Below are 19,648 nucleotides of genomic sequence, written 5' to 3' on the forward strand. Positions count from 1 at the left end.
CTGTTTCAATCGGATGATAGGAGGAGTATAGACGGCTTTACAGATCGTAAATAGGTTCTCAGCCTGGCTGCTGGGTTGGCGCCGGGCGGTAAGGCAGGCGGATGCGGGTGATGAAACGATCACCGTCCAGCCGGGCGCTGAGCGAGGCCTCGGCGTCGAAATATAGCTCCAGCCGTTCGGCCAGGTTGTCCAGCGCCATATGGTGTCCGGGTGTGTCCGCGGCGGGTTCCGGGTTGACCGGGTTGCTCAGCGTCAGCTCCAGCAGTTGTTCATGCCGGCGCGCCTGGATGCGGATCTCGCCGCCGTCGGCCAGCCGTTCTATACCGTGGAACACCGCGTTTTCCACTAGCGGTTGCAGGATCAGCGGCGGCAGCGCGGCGTCCAGCGGCGCTTGCACGTCCCAGCTCACTTGCAGGCGCGCGCCCAGCCGCTCGGCCTCGATCGCCAGATACATGGCCGCCAATTCGATTTCGCGGCCCAGCGTGGATTGTCGCGCCGGGTCGCCCAGTTGGGCGCGGAACAGGTCGGCCAGGTTTTCCAGCACCATTTCCGCCTTGTCCGGCTGTTTGCCGATCAGGGCGATGGCGGCGTTGAGGCTGTTGAACAGGAAATGAGGACGGATGCGGGCCTGCAACGCGATCAGCCGGGCCTCGGACAAGGCCGGGGACAGCGCGCGCGCGCGCAGATTGAGGTAGTGCTGCATCAGCCCGCCCACCGCGCCGGCCAGCAGCACCTGGCCCCAGGGCATGGGCGCCAGCGGGTTGAGCAGGCGGCCGCAGAAGGCGAAGGAGAGCAGACAGATGGCGGCGGCGGCCAGCGCGGCGCGGCGTCCGTGGTGGAGGCGGCGGCCCAGCAGGGCCAGCAGGCCCAGGCTAAGCAAGGCGCCGGGCACCAGCAGGCTGGACAGGCGCAGCAAGCGCCAGGGCAGCGGCTCTCCGCCGTCGTCCAGCAACAGGCCGCCCAGCAGGAACAAGCCCAGCAGCAGCAGCGCGCGCAGCAGCACGCCCAGGTTGCGGTAGTCGGGCAGGTCGGGCGGGGACGGTAGCGGCATGGCGGCGCGGGGAGGAGCGAAATAGGATAGCCGCATTAGAGCGGCTAACAAAACTCCTGATGCTGCGTTGCGCCGACTTGCCGTACTCAAGTACTGCCTGCGTCGGCGCGCCTTGCCTCAGACGTGAAACTGACTTTTGTTAGCCGCTCTTATAGCAAGGAAAACCCGCACTGGCCGAAGGCGCTCGCCGCTGGCATAGTAAGAGGTTCCCGGCGGCATTGCGCGTGTCCGGGGTTTCGCCAAGTTTTTCGTCCGCAGCCATCGTAGAAAGCATTGCCATGCAAGATCAACACGCCTGGTCCGGCCGTTTCTCGGAGCCGGTATCCGAACTCGTCAAGAAATACACCGCCTCGGTGGATTTCGACCGACGACTGGCCGAATTCGACATTGAGGGCTCGCTGGCCCACGCCGCCATGTTGCAGCGCGCCGGCGTCCTGTCCGCCGAAGACCTGGAAGCGATCCGACGAGGCATGGGCGAAGTGCTGGACGATATCCGCGCAGGCCGCTTTGAGTGGAGCGTGGATCTGGAAGACGTGCACATGAACGTGGAACGCCGGCTCACCGACAAGATCGGCGACGCCGGCAAGCGCTTGCATACCGGCCGCAGCCGCAACGACCAAGTGGCCACCGATATCCGCCTGTGGCTGCGTGCGCAGATCGACGCCATCGTCGGCCTGATCGGCGAGCTGCAGCACAGCCTGCTGGACCTGGCCGAGCAGCACGCCGAAACCGTGTTGCCGGGCTTCACCCATTTGCAGGTGGCGCAGCCGGTGACCTTTGGCCACCACATGCTGGCCTACGCGGAAATGCTGGCGCGCGACGCCGAGCGGATGAGCGATTGCCGCAAGCGCGTCAACCGCCTGCCGCTGGGCGCGGCGGCGTTGGCCGGCACCACTTTCCCGATAGACCGTCATTACACCGCCCAACTGCTGGGTTTCGACGATGTTTGCCACAATTCGCTGGACGCGGTGTCCGACCGCGATTTCGCGATTGAATTCACCGCCGCCGCCAGCCTGGTGATGGTGCATCTGTCGCGGCTGTCCGAGGAGCTGATCCTGTGGATGAGCCCGCGCGTCGGCTTCATCGACATCGCCGACCGCTTCTGCACCGGCAGCTCCATCATGCCGCAGAAGAAAAACCCGGACGTGCCGGAGCTGGTGCGCGGCAAGTCCGGCCGCGTGGTGGGTCACCTGATTGCGCTGGTGACGCTGATGAAGGCGCAGCCGCTGGCTTACAACAAGGACAACCAGGAGGACAAGGAACCGCTGTTCGACACCGCGGACACCTTGATCGACACCTTGCGCATTTACGCCGACATGATGCGCGGCGTCACCGTCAAGCCGGAGGCGATGCGCGCGGCGGTGCTGCAAGGCTTCGCCACCGCCACGGATCTGGCCGACTATCTGGTGAAGAAGGGCGTGCCCTTCCGCGATAGCCACGAGGTCGTGGCGCTGACGGTGCGTCACGCCGAGCAGCAGGGCGTTGACATCGCCGACCTATCTCTGGCCAAGCTGCGCGAGTTCTCGCCGCTGATCGAAGACGACGTGTTCGCCGTGCTGAGCCCGGAAGGCAGCCTGGCGCAGCGCGATCACGTGGGCGGCACCGCGCCGCGCCAGGTGCGCTTGCAGATCGAGCGCCATCGTCAACGCTTGCAGCCGCGTTAATACCCGCTAACACAACCCCTGATCCTGCGCGCCTTACGTGTACTGCCTGCGTTGGCGCGCCTTGGCTCAGGTTCTCTGCGCGGTTTTGTTAGCGGCTCTATAGAGCCTGTTCAAAGTCTCGCGAGCAAGGGCGAGACAAGGCGAAAACGAGCGAAAAAGCGGAATGTGCGAGGGGCGCATGAGCATTTTGAGCTTGTACTCACCGTGCAACGCTCCACGAAGCGCAGCAGATTTCTAAACACCACGCATGGCTGTCGGGCCGCGCCCGCCCACCCTGGCGGCACGCGGCCCGATTGTGGCAATTTATATCAAACATAAGTCAATCAAAGACATTTTATTAAATAAATCTTTCTAATTAGCTTTTCTGTCTTCGGCTAAACCGTTATCTTTAGCGCCAGACTTGCGGGAGCTTCGAAAAATCGCGATGGCGGCCGAGCACGCGCCGCGCGGCAATGCCCGCTCATCCCTCATCCTGGCAGTCCCCGTCCATCCATGCTGTTCTCGCCAGCGCCAGCCGTGTCGCGGATTGGCGCGCGTCGTCATGGCCGGGCGCCGGGCTGCTTCTTGTCATTCAGTCACTCAGTCACGCCGGGGAACAATGTGTTTTGTCGCCATCGCTTCCGTCACCTGATCAGCCGAGGCAATCAGTTCCGCGGCAGCCTCAACGCCGCGGAATGGGCCTTGGTCTTGCTGGTGGCCGTGTTGCCGGCGGCAATAGGCCTGCCCTTGACCTGGAACCGCTACCAGCTGGATGTGCAGGCGCAGCTGCAAAGCGCCGCGGGGCGCGCGGTCAATTCTGTGGACCGGGTGTTTGGTCAGGTGGATCGCTCGCTGCGCGAAGCCGCGCCGCTGGCTGGCCTGCCCTGCGCGCAGGCGCGCGGGAAACTGGTGTCGCTGGCGGCTTTCGACCCCTATATCCGCTCGCTGGGGCTGCTGGACGGGCGCCGCCTGTATTGCACTTCGGTGCTGGGCGCGCAGGACACGGTGCTGCCCTTCACTCCATCGGCGCCGCAACAGCTGATCCATCGCCAGGGTTCCGGCCCCTTGTATCCCAAGCGCCCCTTCCTGATGCGTTCTTTGCTGGGGGAGCGGGGGCAGGGCATTGTCGCCAGCGTGGAGCTGGCCTATTTCAGCCCCTTGCTGCCCTGGCAGGCCGACGACGGCCACAGCGGCTCGCTGCTGGTGTTGAACCATAAGGAAGCGGTGCAATCCACCTTGCCGGGCGTCGCCGAGGTGCCGGGCAGCGCGGTGCTGCGCGTGATCGCGGCGTCTCGGCACTATCCGCTGGCGGTGCACAGCTGGGTGGACTCCGAGTACCTGTGGCGCGGCGCGTCGGCGCGCCTGCTGCGCGCCTTGCTGCTGTTGCTGCCGGTGGGCGTGGTGGGGGCGGCCCTGCTGCTGGGCTATTTGCGCAAGCGCGGCTCGGTCAGCGGGGAGATACTGCTGGCTTTGCGCAATCAGGAGTTCCTGCCTTACTACCAGCCGGTGTTCGACGCTTGCGGCCATCGCTGCATGGGGGTGGAAGTGTTGCTGCGCTGGCAGCATCCGCGCCAGGGCCTGGCGCCGCCGGATCTGTTCATCCCGGTGGCGGAAGCTTCCGGCATGATCATCCAGATTACCCGCTACCTGATGCGGCGGGTGGCCGCGGACATGGAGTCGCTATCCTTGCCCGACTGTTTCTTTGTCGCGCTCAATCTGTCGCCCAGCCATTTGCAACATGCGCAGCTGGTGGAGGATTGCCAGGCGTTTTTGCAACACTTCTCGAAGACGCCGCCGCGCTTGGTGCTGGAAGTGACCGAGCGCGAGCCTATCCGGGTGACGCCGCAAAGCCAGCAGGTGATGGCCGAGCTGCGGCGGATGCGGGTGCAGATCGCCATCGACGACTTCGGCACCGGCCACAGCAGCTTGGCGGAACTCAACCGCATTCACGCCGACCATCTGAAGATAGACCGCGTGTTCGTGGCGGCGATAGGCAGTGACTCCATCGCCAACCGCATTCTGGAAATGATCATCGACCTGGCCAAGCAACTGCGCATCTCCATGGTGGCAGAGGGGGTGGAAACCGAACAACAACGCGCCTATCTACAGCAAAGCGGCGTGCATTACCTGCAGGGCTATCTGCTGGCGCGGCCGATGCCGCTGGAGCAGTTGCGCGATTTTCTGTGGGGACGGCGTGCGTCCTTGGCGGAGGGCCAGGCGGCTCCCTGAGTAAAAAATGCGCAATAAACGAACACTATTGGCCGATATCAAGCCGGAATAGTGGTTCTGTTTGCCGCTGACCCGCAAAATATGTTACTAAAGTGACGTGATTTTCGATTCCGAATAGTTATGAGCCGCTCACCCCGTCACGACAAGATTCTGCAGCTGGTCCGCGAAAACGGCTTCATGCCGATCGAAGAGCTGGCCAGACTGCTCGATGTCACCCCGCAAACCATTCGCCGCGATATCAACCAGCTGTGCGAGGCCAATTTGTTGCGCCGTTACCACGGCGGCGCCGCCTTGGGCAGCAGTGTGGAGAATGAGGACTATTTCGCGCGCAAAGGAAAATTCCAGAGCGAAAAAGCGCATATCGCGGACATGATCGCCAGCAGCATTCCCGATCATGCCTCGCTGTTCATGAGCATAGGCACCACCATAGAGGCGGTGGCCCAGGCGCTGACCAGCACGCACAAAGGCTTGCGGGTGATCACCAACAACATTCACGTTGCCTCCATCATGTCCACCAATCCGGATTTCACGGTGATGATCACCTCCGGCACGGTGCGCGCGTCCGACGGCGGCATCACCGGCGTGGCCACGCTGGACTTCATCAATCAGTTCAAGGTGGATTACGCCATCATCGGCGTATCCGGCATTGAACCGGACGGCTCGTTGCTGGACTTCGATTACCGCGAAGTGCGGGTGGCGCAGGCGATGATGTCCAACGCCCGTCACCGCTATCTGGCTGCGGATCACAGCAAGTTTGGCCGCAACGCCTTGGTGCGCATGGGCCACATCAGCGAATTCCACACCGTGTTCACCGACTCGCTGCCGCCGGAGCCGGTAACCAAGCTGCTGGAAGAGCAGGGCGTGCGCCTGGTGTTGACCGAGGCCTGATGACCCGCGTGTAAGAGCCTGTTTACGATCTCGCTCTTGCTCGCGAGACCTTGAACAGGCTCTGAGCGTGCGCGAAAAAAGCCGGAGCGTCCTTGACGCCCCGGCTTTTTCATTGCCCGAGCCAGGCTCAGCCCGGCATGGTTTCCACCCGGTTGCGGCCGTTGGCCTTGGCCCGGTACAGCATTTCGTCGGCCTGCTGCACCAGCTCCGTGCTGCTGCCGGCGGTATCCAGCGAGCTGATGCCCACGCTGAAGGTTTGACGGAAATCGCCGTCCGGCGCGCGTTGCTGGATCTGGCTGAAGTCCTGACGCAATTGGTCCATCAGTTCACGCGCCTGCGTCTGATTCGTGCTTGGCAGCACGATGGCGAACTCCTCTCCGCCGTAGCGGCCCACCAGGTCGCTGCTGCGCAGCCGCTCCTTGAGAAAGCGCGCCAGATTGATCAGCAGCTCGTCGCCGGCCGGGTGACCGTGGCTGTCGTTGATGGTTTTGAAGAAGTCCAGATCCAGCATGGCCAGCGATAACGGCCGTTGATCGCGGCGCGCGCGCTGGATGCTGTACTCCAGCTGACCGTGCAGATGGGAGTGATTGAGCAGGCCGGTGAGGCTGTCGTTGATGATGTAGGAGCGCAGCTTGCGGTAACGGCGCGCGCGGTTGATCACGGTGACGATCAGCTCCTCCGGCGCCACAGGCTTGGTCAGGAAGCCGTCTATGCCCAGGGTCAGCGCGTCCAGCTGCACCGCCTGGCGCTTTTCCACCGACAGGAACACCACGGGGATGCCGTCCAGCAGCCGTTGCTGACGGATCACCTTGGCCAGCTCCATGCCGCTGCATTGCGGCATGTACATGTCCATCAGGATCAGGTCCGGGCGGAACTGCTCTATCATGTCCAGCACCCGTTCCGGCTGCGTCTCCTCGCGGGTTTCCACCCCCTGGGCGTTGAGCACGCTGGAGTAGAGCCCGGCCAGCGACTCCATGTCTTCCACGATCAGCACGCGCAGGGGCTCGCGCTTCTCGCCCAAATCTCCAAAGCTCAGCTGGTCTATCAGCTGATGCGCCTGCAGCGGCCAGTCCAGCAGGCTGCCGGCGCCGGCCCGCACCGCCGCCAGCCTCGCCTGGAAATCGTGCCGCGGCGAGGTCAGGATCAGCGGACAGATGCTGCTGATGGTGGGCGCCAGCAAGAGGATGGGGTCGTTGGCGGCGAATTCGGTGAAGGCCACCACGGCTTCCGGCGCCATGTCCTGCAAGGCTTGGGCCAGTTTGGCCGCCTGCTGGATCACTTTGGCGTGAATGCCGTAGCAGGACAACTGCTGGATCAACGGCGTGGCGTCCACATCCTGCGGCAGCCATAGATAAAGGGTGACCAAGTCGCCGCCCAGCAGCTTGTCGTAGTCGATCTCCGGCAGGCCGTCCTTGCGTTCCATCATGCCCAGTTGGCTGACCAGGCCCAGGTGGTGACGCAGGCGGTTGTAGCGCTCGCTTTCCGACGGCGCGGTCTGCGGTTGCTGGATCCAGCCCTGCAGCAAGCGCGACAGGGTCTGGATTTCTCCCGTGATTTCGTTGAGGTCCTGCTCGCGCACCATATCTTCCAGCCGCAGGATCAGCGACAGCAGGTGAGCGGCCAGCGGTCGTTCCCAGCGAGTGACCAGCAGGTGGCCGATGCGATCGATTTCCTGTGCCAGATGCACGCGTTGTTTGAAAGCCTGATGTTGCGACATGGTCAAGTGTTCCCCGGTGGACCCGGTTGTCCGATATTCAAGTTCTGAAGCCGCGCCTTGGGCGCGCTGTTATAATTCGCCGTTGGATTGCAACGGCCTGGCAAAAATTTTTAATGAACGTTTTTTACGAAGAGAGCGGCGGCTTTAAGGTCGGCAGCATCGTTTCGCGCAATGACGCTAGTCTGCAAGTGGATACCCAGCATGGCAAGCGCGCCAAGATCAAGGCTGCGAATGTTTTTCTGGAGTTTAGCTCCGCATTGGGCGATTTTCTGCCCATGGTAGAGCAACTTGCCGCGGATATTGACCTGGATTTCCTGTGGGAATGCTGCCCGGACGACGAGTTCGGCTATGAGGCGTTGGCGGCCGATTACTGGGGCCGCGCGCCGTCGGCGGCGGAGGCCGCCGCCATCGTGTCGCGTCTGTACGGCGCGCCGATGTATTTCTACAAAAAGGGCAAGGGCCGCTACAAGAAGGCGCCGGAAGACGCGCTGAAGGCAGCGCTGGCCGGGCTGGAACGCAAAAAGCGCGAACAGGAGCAGATCGACCTGTGGGTGGCGGAGCTGAAAGCCGGCCAACTGCCGGAGGCGATCCGCAGCCAGTTGATGACGTTGTTGTGGAAACCCGACAAGAACACGCTGGAGTTCAAAGCCTTTGACCAGGCCGCGCGCGAACTGAGCCTGCCGCCGCTGCGGCTGGCGGACAAGGTGGGCGGCATCTCTTCGGTGCCGGACTACCTGATGGCCGGTTTCATGCTGGAGTTCTTCCCCAAGGGCCGCGGTTTCGGCAAGTACGAGCTGCCGGCGTTGCCGGAGGACTTGCCCTTGTCGCCGGTGCGCGCCTTCTCCATCGACGACGCCAACACCACCGAGATCGACGATGCGCTGTCGGTGCAGGACTTGCCTAACGGCAATAAGCGCGTGGGCATCCACATCGCCGCGCCGTCGCTGGGGATAGAGATCGGCTCTCCGCTGGAGAAGCTGGTGCTGTCCCGCCTGTCCACCGTGTATTTCCCCGGCGACAAGATCACCATGTTGCCGGACGATCTGGTGGAGATGTTCACCCTGAAGGAAGGACACGATTGCCCGGCGCTGAGCCTCTATGTGGAGGTGACGCCGGAGTTCGAGCCGGTCGCCTACGAAAACCGCATCGAAAAGGTGCATATCGCCGCCAACCTGCGCCACGCCGCGCTGGAGCAGTTCTTCAACGAAGAGACGCTGGCTTGCGATCCGGGCGTGGACTATCCGTTCAAGCAGGAGCTGATCTGGTTCTGGCAGTTCGCCGAGGCCTTGGAGAAGCGCCGCGGCAAATACGATCCGACCCGGCCGGTGCAGATGGACTACAACTTCGACGTAGTCGACGGCAAGGTGTTGATCACCCTGCGCAAACGCGGCGCGCCGATGGACAAGCTGGTGTCCGAGCTGATGATCCTGGCCAACAGCGAGTGGGGCCGGATGCTGGCCGAGGCCGACATCCCCGGCATGTACCGCGCGCAGAGCATGGGCAAGGTGAGGATGACCACGCGGCCGGAGCCGCACACCGGCTTGGGCGTGGCCCAGTACGCGTGGGCCACGTCGCCGTTGCGCCGCGCCACCGACTTCATCAACCAGCGCCAGCTGATGTCGATGATCCGCGAGGAGAAGCCGCAGTTCGAGCAGGGCGACGCGATGTTGTTCGCCATCCTGCGCGATTTCGACACCACTTACTCCGCCTACCTGGGCTTCCAGGACCGGATGGAGCATTTCTGGTGCCTGCGCTGGTTCAGCCAGGAAGGGGTGTCCGACCCCACCGCCACCTTCATCAAGGAGGACTTGGTGCGCATCGACGGCTTGCCGATGCGGGTGCGTATCCCGGGCCTGCCGGAACTGGCGCGCGGCGACCGCATCCAGCTGGCCGTGATTCGCATCGACGAGTTGATGCAGGAGATCGAGCTGCGCTGCGTCGGAGTGCTCGGCCATGTGGATGCCGCCGAGGATGAAGAGACCGAAGCGGAGACAACCGGCGAGGTGGGCGGCCAGGCCGGCTGAGTCCGCCATGCGAGACGTGAGAAAAGGCGGCCCAGGCCGCCTTTTTTGCGTCCGGCTGGATGGTGCTTTGAGTGGCTGGCAAAACTCAGTTTTACGGCTGAGGCAAGGCGCGCCGACTCAGACAGTACATTGAGTACGGCAAGTTGGCGCAACGCGGCATCAGGGGTTTTGTTAGCCGCTCTTAGAACCTGTTCACGATCTGCTGCGCTGCGGCGATACGGCGTTAAAAACAAGCTCAAAATGCTCATGTACCACGTGTACATTCCGCTTTTTCGCTCGTTTTCGCCTTGTCTCGTTCTTGCTCGCGAGATCGTAAACACGTTCTTAGAACATCTCGTCCAGCGCGGTGCAAGCCTCGCGCAACTCCGGCAGCGCTTCCGCCAGCGCCTCGCGGTGCAGGCCGGCGCGCTCCATCACGCTGACCGGCAAGGTGGCCAGCATGTCTTCCTCGCTCATATCGTGATTGAAGCCGGAGGTCATGAAGGACGCCAGACCAATCAGCAGCGCGAACGGAGACACTTCCTCGTTCAGCAGATCGTGCTGATTGAAGATGGCCTCCTGGATTTCGTCTGGAAAATTCCAGCGCCGCGCCAGCTCGGCGCCCACCTCGGTCAAATCCATGCCCAGGAGCATGCGCTCGGTGGCCACCCGGTCGGCGCCGCCGGCAACGATGCGGTCTATCTGCAGCGCCTGTTCCGGCACCGCCACGTAGAGCACCAGTTCGCCGATATTGGACAGCAGGCCGCAGGTATAGCCCAACTGCGGGTCCAGCTTGGCCAGCCTGGCCAGCCGTTTGGCGGCGTTGGCCATTGCGAAGCTGCGCTGCCAGAACGCTTTCATGTCGAAGCCCTGAATGCCCAGCGTGGCGCCGGTGACGCCGGAGGCGATCACCAGCACCCTGAGATTGTCGAAGCCGAGCAGAATGATGGCGTCGTCCAGAGAGCCCACGCGCCGGCTGCCGCCGAAGCGCGCGGTATTGGCCAAGCGCAGCACGCGCGCGGTCAACACCTGGTCATGTCCCACCTTGTCGGTAATTTCATCGATGTTCACGTCGGTGCGGTGAAAACTGGCCACCAGCTCCTGAACCACTTTGGGCACCATGGGCAGCTTGCCCGACGCTTTTTCAAATATTTCCGCCACTTGCATATGGGTCTCCAATATGAGGGTTTGCTGACGTCTGTTTTCCAGCGGCAAAACAGGCGTCAACAAACCCAACGGTGCCGTCGCCGGCGCGGGCGTGGGCCGGCGGCGATGAAGTCCTGCTCCTTGAGCTTAGGCAATTGGCGGGGGAAAGGAAGGACAAAACCGGACAGAGGCGCGCCAGCGGCGGGGCGGCCCCAAAAAAAAACAGGGCCGGGAGGCCCTGTAAAGAAGCAACGTCGTTTAATTCCTGTGCAGCTGGCTGGCTTCCAGCGCCAACTGGGTGATGCGGTCCCAGTCGCGGTTCGCGATGGCGTCGTCCGGCGTCAGCCAGCTGCCGCCCACGGCCAACACATTGGGCAGCGCCAGGTATTCCGGCGCTTTCTTGATGTCGATGCCGCCGGTGGGGCAGAAGCGCAGATCGGAGAACGGGCTGGCCAGCGATTTAAGCAGCTTGATGCCGCCCACGGCCTCGGCCGGGAACAGCTTCTGGATGGTGAAGCCTTCGTCTTGGGCGCGCATGGCCTCGGACGGGGTGGCCACGCCGGGAATCAGGGTCAGATTGGCGGCGCGCGCGGCGGCGCCCAGCTCCGGGGTGAAGCCGGGGCTGACGCCGAACTGCGCGCCGGCGTCGATGGCGGCTTCTACATGAGCGCGGGTGCGCAGCGTGCCGGCGCCCACGATGGCGCCCGGCACTTCGTCGCGCATGCGGCGCATCGCCGCCAGCGCGGCCTTGGTGCGCAGCGTCACTTCCAGCACGCGCACGCCGCCGGCCACCAGCGCCTGGGCCAGCTCCACGGCCACGGCCGCGTCGTTGACGATGATCACCGGAACAACCGGGCCTTGGCGCAGCAGGGTCAATGCGTCCATATTCATTTTCTCCAAGAAGCGGGGTGGAAGTCGGGATGGCGGAAGCTGGTGGCGCCGGCTTCGGCGTGGTCTGCCACCGAGCGGAACACCGCGAACAAGTCCCGGCCCATGCCAAAATCATTATGCGTCAGGTCGGCCTGCGCCTGTTCGCGCGCGGCCCATTCGGCGTCGTCCACCAGCACGGTCAGCGCGCCGCTATTGGCGTCCAGCCGTATCAGGTCGCCGTCGCGCACTTTGCCGATCGGCCCGCCGGACAAGGCTTCCGGCGAGACGTGGATGGCGGCCGGCACTTTGCCGGAAGCGCCGGACATGCGGCCGTCGGTGACCAGGGCCACCTTGAAGCCGCGTTCCTGCAAAATGCTCAGCGCCGGGGTCAGCTTGTGCAGTTCCGGCATGCCGTTGGCGCGCGGGCCCTGGAAGCGGATCACCGCGATGAAGTCTTTTTCCAGCTCGCCGCGCTTGAACGCGGCCAGCATATCGTTTTGGTCGTGGAAAATCACCGCCGGCGCTTCCACTACCCGGTGTTCCGGTTTGACCGCGGACACCTTGATCACCGCGCGGCCCAGTTTGCCGGACAGCAGCTTGAGGCCGCCGTCGGCGGAGAACGGGTCGGCGGCGGTGCGCAGCACGCTATCGTCCCCGCTGTCGGTAGGCGCGTCGCGCCATTTGAGCTCGCCGTTGTCCAGCCACGGCTCCTGCGCGTAGCGCGACAGGCCGCGGCCCACCACGGTGCCCACGTCCTCGTGCAGCAGGCCGGCGGACAGCAGCTCGCGGATCACAAAGCCCATGCCGCCGGCGGCGTGGAAGTGGTTCACGTCGGCCTTGCCGTTGGGGTAGGCGCGGACCAAGAGCGGCACCACGGCGGAGAGTTCGTCGAAATCGTCCCAGTTCACGGCAATGCCGGCGGCGCGGGCAATGGCGACGATGTGCATGGTGTGGTTGGTGGAGCCGCCGGTGGCCAGCAGCCCTACGATGGCGTTGACGATGGACTTCTCGTCTATCATCTCGCCCACCGGGGTGAAGGCCTTGCCTTGGGCGGCGATACGGGCCGCTTGCTGAGCGGCGGCGCGGGTCAGCGCCTCGCGCAGCGGGGTGCCCGGATTGACGAAGGCGGCGCCGGGCAGGTGCAGGCCCATGATCTCCATCAGCATCTGATTGGAGTTGGCGGTGCCGTAGAAGGTACAGGTGCCGGGGCCGTGGTAGGACTGGCACTCGGATTCCAGCAGCGCGTCGCGGCCCACCTTGCCTTCGGCGTACAGCTGGCGCACCTTGGCTTTTTCATCGTTGGCGATGCCGGTGGTCATCGGGCCGGCGGGAACGAATACCGCGGGCAGGTGGCCAAAGGAGAGCGCGCCTATCAACAGGCCGGGCACGATCTTGTCGCACACGCCCAAGTAAAGCGCGGCGTCGAACATCTGGTGGGACAGCGCCACCGCGGTGCTCATCGCGATGATGTCGCGGGAGAACAGGGACAGCTCCATGCCCGGCTGGCCCTGGGTTACGCCGTCGCACATCGCCGGCACGCCGCCTGCGAACTGAGCGGTGGCGCCAGCCGCCAGCGCCGCTTCCTTCAGCTGCGCCGGATAGGTTTCCAGCGGCTGGTGGGCGGACAGCATGTCATTGTAGGAAGAGACGATGGCCAGATTGGGGCGGTGTTCTTCCTTAAGATGTATCTTGATGCCGTCGGGCATGGCGGCAAAGGCGTGGGCCAAGTTGGTGCACGATAATTGCGAGCGCTCCACCCTTCCCTGATGGGCTGCGGCGCGCAAGCGGTCCAGGTAGGCGGCGCGCGTTGCCTGGCTCCGATTGACGATGCGCTCGGTAACGGCGGACAGGGTGGAATGCAAGGCCATGATGACGTTCCGTGTTGAAGTGGGTTGATAGTAGTTTTACTACACTCAAAATGCAAGACGCGCTCCAGCGCCGTCTCGCCATGATACGCCCGGCGGCGCTGGGCAACACCCGCCGTTGCAGCGATTGAGCGAATTGTTTGCTTTGAGGCAAAAGGTGTTGCAAAAGCGGCCTGCGTCAGCGGGATGACATGGACAAGGTAAATGCTGGTGGTAATATAACTACATCTACAAACATCTCGAGATGGAAGATCAGGATGGATACCCGTACTACGCCAACCCCGGCCTTCGATATGGTGTTGTTCGGCGGCGCCGGCGATCTAGTGATGCGCAAGCTGCTGCCCTCCTTGTATCAGGCGCACGCGGCCGGCCTGCTCAATCAGCAGGGCCGCATCCTGGCGCTGGGCCGCAAGGAACTGAGCCGCGACGACTACCTGGCCTTTGTCGAGAAGAACTCGCGCCAGCACGTCAAAGCCCATTTCGACGCCGCCGCCTGGGACAGCTTCTGTGCGCGGATTGAATACCTGAAAGTGGACGCCTCCCAGCCGCGGGACTTCCCGGCGCTGGCGGACAAGCTCAAGGGCGACGACGGCCGCGTGGTGGTCTGTTATCTGGCCACCGCGCCCAATCTGTTCGCCGGCATCTGCGAGAACCTGGCGGCGGTGGGCCTCAATAGCGGCAACGTGCGCGTGGTGTTGGAAAAGCCGCTGGGCACGGATCTGGACTCCTCCAACGAGATCAACGACGACGTGGCGCGCTTCTTCAAGGAAGAGCAGCTGTACCGGATCGACCATTACCTGGGCAAGGAATCGGTGCAAAACCTGATGGCGATCCGCTTCGCCAACGCGCTGTTCGAACCGCTGTGGCGGCGCGAATGGATACACGACGTGCAGATCACCATCTCCGAAGACCTGGGCGTGGGCAGCCGCGGCGACTTCTACGACGGCACCGGCGCGCTGCGCGACATGGTGCAGAACCACCTGCTGCAACTGCTGTGTATTGTGGCTATGGAGCCGCCGGCCAATATGGAAGCCGACGCGGTGCGCGACGAGAAGCTCAAGGTGCTGAAGGCATTGCGCCCGTTCAGCGAGCAGGACGTGGCGGCCAAGACCGTGCGCGGCCAGTACAAGGCCGGCGCCGTGGGCGGCCAGCCAGTGGTGGGCTATTTGAGCGAGCAGGGCATCCCCGCAGACAGCCAGACCGAAACCTTCGTCGCGCTCAAGGCCGAGATCGACAACTGGCGCTGGGCCGGCGTGCCCTTCTTCCTGCGCACCGGCAAACGGATGCAGGAGCGGCTGGCCGAAATCGTCATCAACTTCCGCGACGTGCCGCACCAGCTGTTCAATGGCCCGATGAGCGGCAGCCACACCGCCAACCGGCTGGTGATCCGCTTGCAACCGGAAGAAAGCATCCGCCTGTACTTCCTTGCCAAGGAACCCGGCGACACCATGCGCCTGCAACCGGCCTACCTCGACCTGGACTTCTACAAAGCCTTCAAGGTGCGCCGCGCCGACGCCTACGAGCGCCTGCTGCTGGACGTGATCCGCGGCAAGTTGGCCCTCTTCATGCGCCGTGACGAGCTGATCGAGGCCTGGCGCTGGGTGGAGCCCATCATGGACGCCTGGAGCCGCAGCAGCAACCTGCCGCCCAAGCAGTACACCGCCGGCACCTGGGGTCCGGCGGCGTCTAGTGCTTTGTTATCGCGCGATGGGATAGGCTGGCACGAGGAATGCTAAGCCGCATGGAGGCATCCATCTGCTACGCGTCTCGATCTCGAATGCTGCGGTGCTCGCCGTACTACTTGTACGGCTGTACTACTCGCTTCGACCTTGAGGCGCTCGCGACGATGGACGATGGCTGCGCCATGCTGACTGTTTTGCAGCGCGTTTCGAACTCGAACGCTGCGATGTTTGATTTTAATTTTTTACCCGCGGAGCGCCGCTGATGAACTGCGTAGAATTTTCCGATAGCGAGCAACAGTCCACCGCGCTGGCCAATAGCGTGGCCGCCAGGCTGGGCGCCGCCATCGCCAGTCAGGGCGCCGCCGTGTTGGCGGTGTCCGGTGGCAAATCGCCGATTCCCTTTTTCCACATGCTCAGCACCATGGCGATAGACTGGTCCAAGGTGACTGTCACCCTGGTGGACGAGCGTTTTGTGCCGGACAGCCATCCGGACAGCAACGCCGCGCTGGTGCGCGCCCACTTGCTGCGCGACCGCGCCGTGGAGGCGCGTTTCCTCCCCCTGGTGGAAGATGCCGCGGACATCGACGCCGAGGTGGCGCGCGCCAACGCCGGATTTGCGCCGCCCACCGTCGCCATCCTGGGCATGGGCGAGGACGGCCACACCGCCTCGCTATTCCCCGGCGCTGACGAGCTGGCGGCCGGGTTGGACCCGGCCTCCGCCGCGGCCTTCCTGGCGGTGACGCCCAAGACCGCGCCGCACCGCCGGATCTCGATGAGCTACGCCGCGTTGCTGCGCGCCGGTTGTCTGATTCTGTCCATCCAGGGCGACAAGAAGCGCCAGGTGCTGGACGCCGCCGCCAAGGGCGTCAGCGACGCGTTGCCCATCAGCCATTTCCTGGCCCAGAACAAGGTGGAGCTGGATGTCTACTGGTCTGCCTGAGCAATGGCCGCGGCTGCTGGCCGATATCGGCGGCAGCAACGCCCGCTTTGCGCTGGAAACCGCGCCCGGCGTGATCGAGGACATCGAGGTGCTGCCCTGCGCCGGCTACCCCACGCTGTTGGACGCGATCCGCGCTTATCTGGACCTGGCCGGCGCGCGAGCGGTCGCCCATGCCGCTTTCGGCATCGCCAACCCGGTGTTGGGCGACTGGGTGCAGATGACCAATCATCACTGGGCGTTTTCCATTGAGGCTACGCGCCGGGCGCTGGGCCTGACCACGCTGCGGGTGATCAACGATTTCACCGCGCTGGCGCTGGCCTTGCCGCATTTGCCGGCGAGCGAACTGCTGCGCATCGGCGGCGGCGAGGCGGAGGCCGGCGCGCCGCTGGCGCTGATCGGTCCCGGCACCGGCCTGGGCGTGTCGGCGCTGATTCCCTACCCGGGCGGCTACGCGCCCTTGTCCGGCGAGGGCGGTCACGTCGGTTTCGCTCCGTTTGACGAGCGGGAGGCCGATATCTGGCGGCACGCGATGCGGCGCTTTGGCCACGTATCCGCCGAACGGCTGCTGTCTGGATCCGGTATCCCGTTGATTTACCAAGCCTTGTGCGAACGCGCAGGCGAAACGGCCGCGGTGTTGGACCCGGCCGAGGTCACCGCGCGCGGCCTGTCCGGAGCTTGTCCGCGCTGTCGCGAAACCCTGGAAGTGTTCTGCGGCATGCTGGGCGGCGCGGCGGCAAATCTGGCCCTGAATCTCGGCGCCCGTGGCGGCGTGTATCTAGGTGGTGGTATCGTGCCGCGTCTACGCGGTTTTTTTGAACAATCACCATTCCGCCGCCGCTTCGAGGATAAGGGACGGATGTCCGGCTATCTGGCCGCGATTCCGGTCTATCTGATCGTCAGCTCCTACCCGGCTTTGCCGGGCGTGGCCGCCCATCTGGCGGCCGAACTGGCGAGCGCCCGCGCCCGACCCCGGGCGCATCCTGACGACGGCGCGGCAGGAGAGTAAATACATGCTTGAACGTATCAGGAGCCAATTGGAGATCCTGTCCTCGGCCGAGCGCAAAGTGGCCGAGCTGGTGCTGGAGCAGCCTTACACCGTGATCCAGGCGGCGGTGGCCGACATCGCCAAGAACGCCGGCGTCAGCCAGCCCACCGTGATCCGCTTTTGCCGCACCGTGGGCTGTTCCGGCCTGCCGGACTTCAAACTGAAGCTGGCCGGCAGCCTGGTCACCGGCGTGCCCTATGTGCACTCCAGCGTGCGCCCTGAAGATCCAACCTCGGAAATCGTCGCCAAGGTATTCGACAACACCGTGTCCGCGCTGCTCAAGTGCCGCAACGACGTCAATCCGCAGTCGATAGAATCCGCGGTGAGGTTGCTGACCGACGCGCGCCGCATCGAGTTCTACGGCCTGGGCAACTCCGGCATCATCGCCGCGGACGCCCAGCATAAATTCTTCCGCTTCGGCATTCCCACCGTCGCCTATTCCGACACCCACATTCAGATGATGGCGGCGTCGGTGCTGGGGCCGGGCGATGTGCTGGTGGCGATTTCCAGCTCCGGCCGCACGCTGGAGTTGCTGGAAGCCGTGGACGTGGCCTTGTCCGCCGGCGCCAGCGTGGTGGCGCTGACCACCAGCGGTTCGCCGCTGGCGCGCCGCGCCACTGTGGCCTTGATCGCCGACACATTGGAAGACAATGAAACCTACAGCCCGATGATTTCGCGCATCGTGCATCTGGTGCAGATCGACATCCTGGCGGTGAGCGTGGCGCTCAAGCGCGGGCCGGGCCTGATCAGCCAGCTGGAAAAAACCAAGCACAGCCTGAAGAACCGAAGGCTGGACAACAAAACCGAAGAGGATTGACCATCATGAGCGAACTGACCGAACTGCCGGCCTGGCAGGCACTATGGGACCATTTTGCCGAGGCCAAGCACCAGCACATGCGCGATTTGTTCGCCGCCGATCCGGAGCGGGCGGAGCGCTATGCGCTGGAGGTGGGCGGCCTGTTCCTCGATTATTCCAAGAACCGCATCACCGATGAGACCCTGAAGGGCTTGATGCAGCTGGCGCGCGAGTCCGGGCTGCCGGCCAAGATCAAGGCCATGTTCAAGGGCGAGAAGCTCAACAGCACCGAAAACCGCGCAGTGCTGCACGTGGCGCTGCGCAACCGCACCAACTCGCCCATCCATGTGGATGGCGAGGACGTGATGCCCAAGGTCAACTCGGTGCTGGAGCGCATGGGCAAGTTTGCTCACGCGGTGCGTTCCGGCGAATGGCTGGGCTATACCAACCAGCCCATCACCGACATCGTCAACATCGGCATCGGCGGCTCGGATCTGGGCCCGTTGATGGTCTGTAGCGCGCTCAAGCCTTTCGGTCATCCGCGGCTGAACATGCACTTCGTCTCCAATGTGGACGGCGCCCAGCTCAAGGAAACCCTGAAAAAGGTCCATTCCGAGACCACGCTGTTCGTGGTGGAGTCCAAGACCTTCACCACTCAAGAGACGCTGACCAACGCGCTGACCGCGCGCGACTGGTTCTTGCAGCGCTCGCGCGATGAAAGCGCGGTGGCCAAGCACTTCGTGGCGGTGTCCACCAACCAGAAGGCGGTGGCGGATTTCGGCATCGACCCGTCGAACATGTTCGAATTCTGGGACTGGGTGGGCGGCCGCTACAGCCTGTGGTCGGCCATCGGCCTGCCCATCATGCTCTACCTGGGCGAGGAGAACTTCACCGAACTCCTCAACGGCGCCCACATCATGGACCAGCATTTCAGAAACGCGCCGTTCGAACAGAACATGCCGGTGCTGCTGGCCATGATTGGGGTCTGGTACATCAATTTCTACGGCGGCGGCAGCCATGTGATCGCGCCTTACGATCAATACCTGCACCGCCTGCCGGCCTTCATCCAGCAACTGGACATGGAGTCCAACGGCAAGCAGGTGATGCTGGACGGCCAGCCGGTGAACTTCGAAACCGCTCCCATTATCTGGGGCGAGACCGGCATCAACGGCCAGCACGCCTTCTTCCAGCTCTTGCATCAAGGCACCCATATTTCGCCGATCGACCTGATTGCCTCGGTGCAAAACTGTTCCAGCCTGCCCGGTCACCATGAAATCCTGCTGGCCAACGTGTTTGCCCAGGCCGAGGCCTTCATGCGCGGCAAGACCGCGGACGAGGTGCGCGCAGAGCTGAAGGAGCAGGGCCTCAAGGGCGAGGCGCTGGAAGCGCTGGTGCCGCACAAGGTGTTCGGCGGCAACCGGCCCACCAACACCTTGCTGATGAGCCGCTTGAACCCGCGCAATCTGGGCTCCTTGATTGCGCTGTACGAGCACAAGATCTTCGTGCAGGGCGTGATCTGGCACATCAACAGCTTCGACCAGTGGGGCGTGGAGCTGGGCAAACAGCTGGCCAAGACCATACACGCCGAGCTGACCGGCAAGCTCCAGCACGCCGAACACGACAGCTCCACCCGGCGGTTGATCGAGCTGTACCGTCAGGTCAACGCCGACGACTGCAAGTGCTGAGCCGGACGCCGGCCCAAACAAAACGCGAGGCCTCGGCCTCGCGTTTTGTTTGGATCTCGCCGCTGCGCACGATCCGTTGTGGGCGGCA

The 19,648-nt window shown here is 63.8% G+C and carries 14 protein-coding genes; 9 read left to right on the forward strand and 5 right to left on the reverse strand.

Annotation, left to right across the window (positions count from 1 at the left end):
- Nucleotides 1-58: 58 nt before the first annotated feature.
- Entirely contained in the window at nucleotides 59-1,051 is a 993-nt protein-coding gene (locus BR71_RS14945) for a sensor histidine kinase (protein ID WP_043639255.1), read from the reverse strand.
- Between the two features lie 278 nt (nucleotides 1,052-1,329).
- On the opposite strand from BR71_RS14945, the gene argH reads away from it, so the two are divergent.
- The 3 genes from argH to BR71_RS14960 all read left to right on the forward strand — a co-directional run bounded on the left by argH (nucleotide 1,330) and on the right by BR71_RS14960 (nucleotide 5,811).
- Nucleotides 1,330-2,715 (forward strand): argininosuccinate lyase, encoded by a 1,386-nt coding sequence (gene argH, locus BR71_RS14950; RefSeq protein ID WP_043639136.1) that lies wholly within the window; start codon nucleotides 1,330-1,332, stop codon nucleotides 2,713-2,715.
- Between the two features lie 600 nt (nucleotides 2,716-3,315).
- Nucleotides 3,316-4,923 (forward strand): EAL domain-containing protein, encoded by a 1,608-nt coding sequence (locus BR71_RS14955; RefSeq protein ID WP_043639139.1) that lies wholly within the window; start codon nucleotides 3,316-3,318, stop codon nucleotides 4,921-4,923.
- Between the two features lie 120 nt (nucleotides 4,924-5,043).
- Nucleotides 5,044-5,811 carry a DeoR/GlpR family DNA-binding transcription regulator gene (locus BR71_RS14960; RefSeq protein ID WP_043639141.1) on the forward strand — a complete coding sequence of 256 codons (768 nt, stop codon included), beginning with the start codon at nucleotides 5,044-5,046 and terminating at the stop codon, nucleotides 5,809-5,811.
- Between the two features lie 127 nt (nucleotides 5,812-5,938).
- Here the strand turns inward: BR71_RS14960 and BR71_RS14965 are convergent, their stop codons facing one another.
- The gene (locus BR71_RS14965; RefSeq protein WP_231138257.1) at nucleotides 5,939-7,528 is read right to left on the reverse strand and encodes a GGDEF domain-containing protein; all 1,590 of its coding nucleotides are present in this window, start codon (nucleotides 7,526-7,528) and stop codon (nucleotides 5,939-5,941) included.
- Between the two features lie 113 nt (nucleotides 7,529-7,641).
- Here BR71_RS14965 and BR71_RS14970 point away from each other — a divergent pair, with 113 nt between their 5' ends.
- On the forward strand, nucleotides 7,642-9,552 hold the full coding sequence (locus tag BR71_RS14970) for a ribonuclease catalytic domain-containing protein (RefSeq protein WP_043639144.1): 1,911 nt from the start codon (nucleotides 7,642-7,644) through the stop codon (nucleotides 9,550-9,552).
- Between the two features lie 324 nt (nucleotides 9,553-9,876).
- On the opposite strand, the gene BR71_RS14975 is transcribed toward BR71_RS14970, so the two are convergent.
- From BR71_RS14975 to edd, 3 genes are all read right to left on the reverse strand, one after another.
- Nucleotides 9,877-10,698 carry an HDOD domain-containing protein gene (locus BR71_RS14975; protein ID WP_043639147.1) on the reverse strand — a complete coding sequence of 274 codons (822 nt, stop codon included), beginning with the start codon at nucleotides 10,696-10,698 and terminating at the stop codon, nucleotides 9,877-9,879.
- A 237-nt stretch (nucleotides 10,699-10,935) separates the two neighbouring features.
- Nucleotides 10,936-11,562, reverse strand: coding sequence for a bifunctional 4-hydroxy-2-oxoglutarate aldolase/2-dehydro-3-deoxy-phosphogluconate aldolase (locus BR71_RS14980; protein ID WP_043639149.1), 627 nt, complete (start codon nucleotides 11,560-11,562; stop codon nucleotides 10,936-10,938).
- A 2-nt stretch (nucleotides 11,563-11,564) separates the two neighbouring features.
- Entirely contained in the window at nucleotides 11,565-13,415 is a 1,851-nt protein-coding gene (gene edd / locus BR71_RS14985; protein ID WP_043639151.1) for a phosphogluconate dehydratase, read from the reverse strand.
- 254 nt (nucleotides 13,416-13,669) lie between these two features.
- Here edd and zwf point away from each other — a divergent pair, with 254 nt between their 5' ends.
- The 5 genes from zwf to pgi all read left to right on the forward strand — a co-directional run bounded on the left by zwf (nucleotide 13,670) and on the right by pgi (nucleotide 19,560).
- Nucleotides 13,670-15,148: a glucose-6-phosphate dehydrogenase gene (zwf, locus tag BR71_RS14990; RefSeq protein WP_043639153.1), complete on the forward strand. Its 1,479-nt coding sequence runs from the start codon at nucleotides 13,670-13,672 to the stop codon at nucleotides 15,146-15,148.
- Nucleotides 15,149-15,356: 208 nt separating this feature from the next.
- Complete coding sequence (pgl, locus tag BR71_RS15000) at nucleotides 15,357-16,034, forward strand: 6-phosphogluconolactonase (RefSeq protein ID WP_043639158.1); 678 nt, start codon at nucleotides 15,357-15,359, stop codon at nucleotides 16,032-16,034.
- Nucleotides 16,015-17,040, forward strand: coding sequence for a glucokinase (locus BR71_RS15005; RefSeq protein WP_043639162.1), 1,026 nt, complete (start codon nucleotides 16,015-16,017; stop codon nucleotides 17,038-17,040). The genes pgl and BR71_RS15005 overlap by 20 nt, the downstream gene beginning before the upstream one ends.
- Before the next feature lie 4 nt (nucleotides 17,041-17,044).
- The gene (gene hexR, locus BR71_RS15010) at nucleotides 17,045-17,896 is read left to right on the forward strand and encodes a transcriptional regulator HexR (RefSeq protein WP_019103156.1); all 852 of its coding nucleotides are present in this window, start codon (nucleotides 17,045-17,047) and stop codon (nucleotides 17,894-17,896) included.
- A gap of 5 nt (nucleotides 17,897-17,901) precedes the next feature.
- Nucleotides 17,902-19,560: a glucose-6-phosphate isomerase gene (gene pgi, locus BR71_RS15015; protein ID WP_043639165.1), complete on the forward strand. Its 1,659-nt coding sequence runs from the start codon at nucleotides 17,902-17,904 to the stop codon at nucleotides 19,558-19,560.
- Nucleotides 19,561-19,648 lie beyond the last annotated feature (88 nt).

The organism is Chromobacterium haemolyticum DSM 19808 (assembly GCF_000711885.1).
Lineage (GTDB): Bacteria > Pseudomonadota > Gammaproteobacteria > Burkholderiales > Chromobacteriaceae > Chromobacterium > Chromobacterium haemolyticum.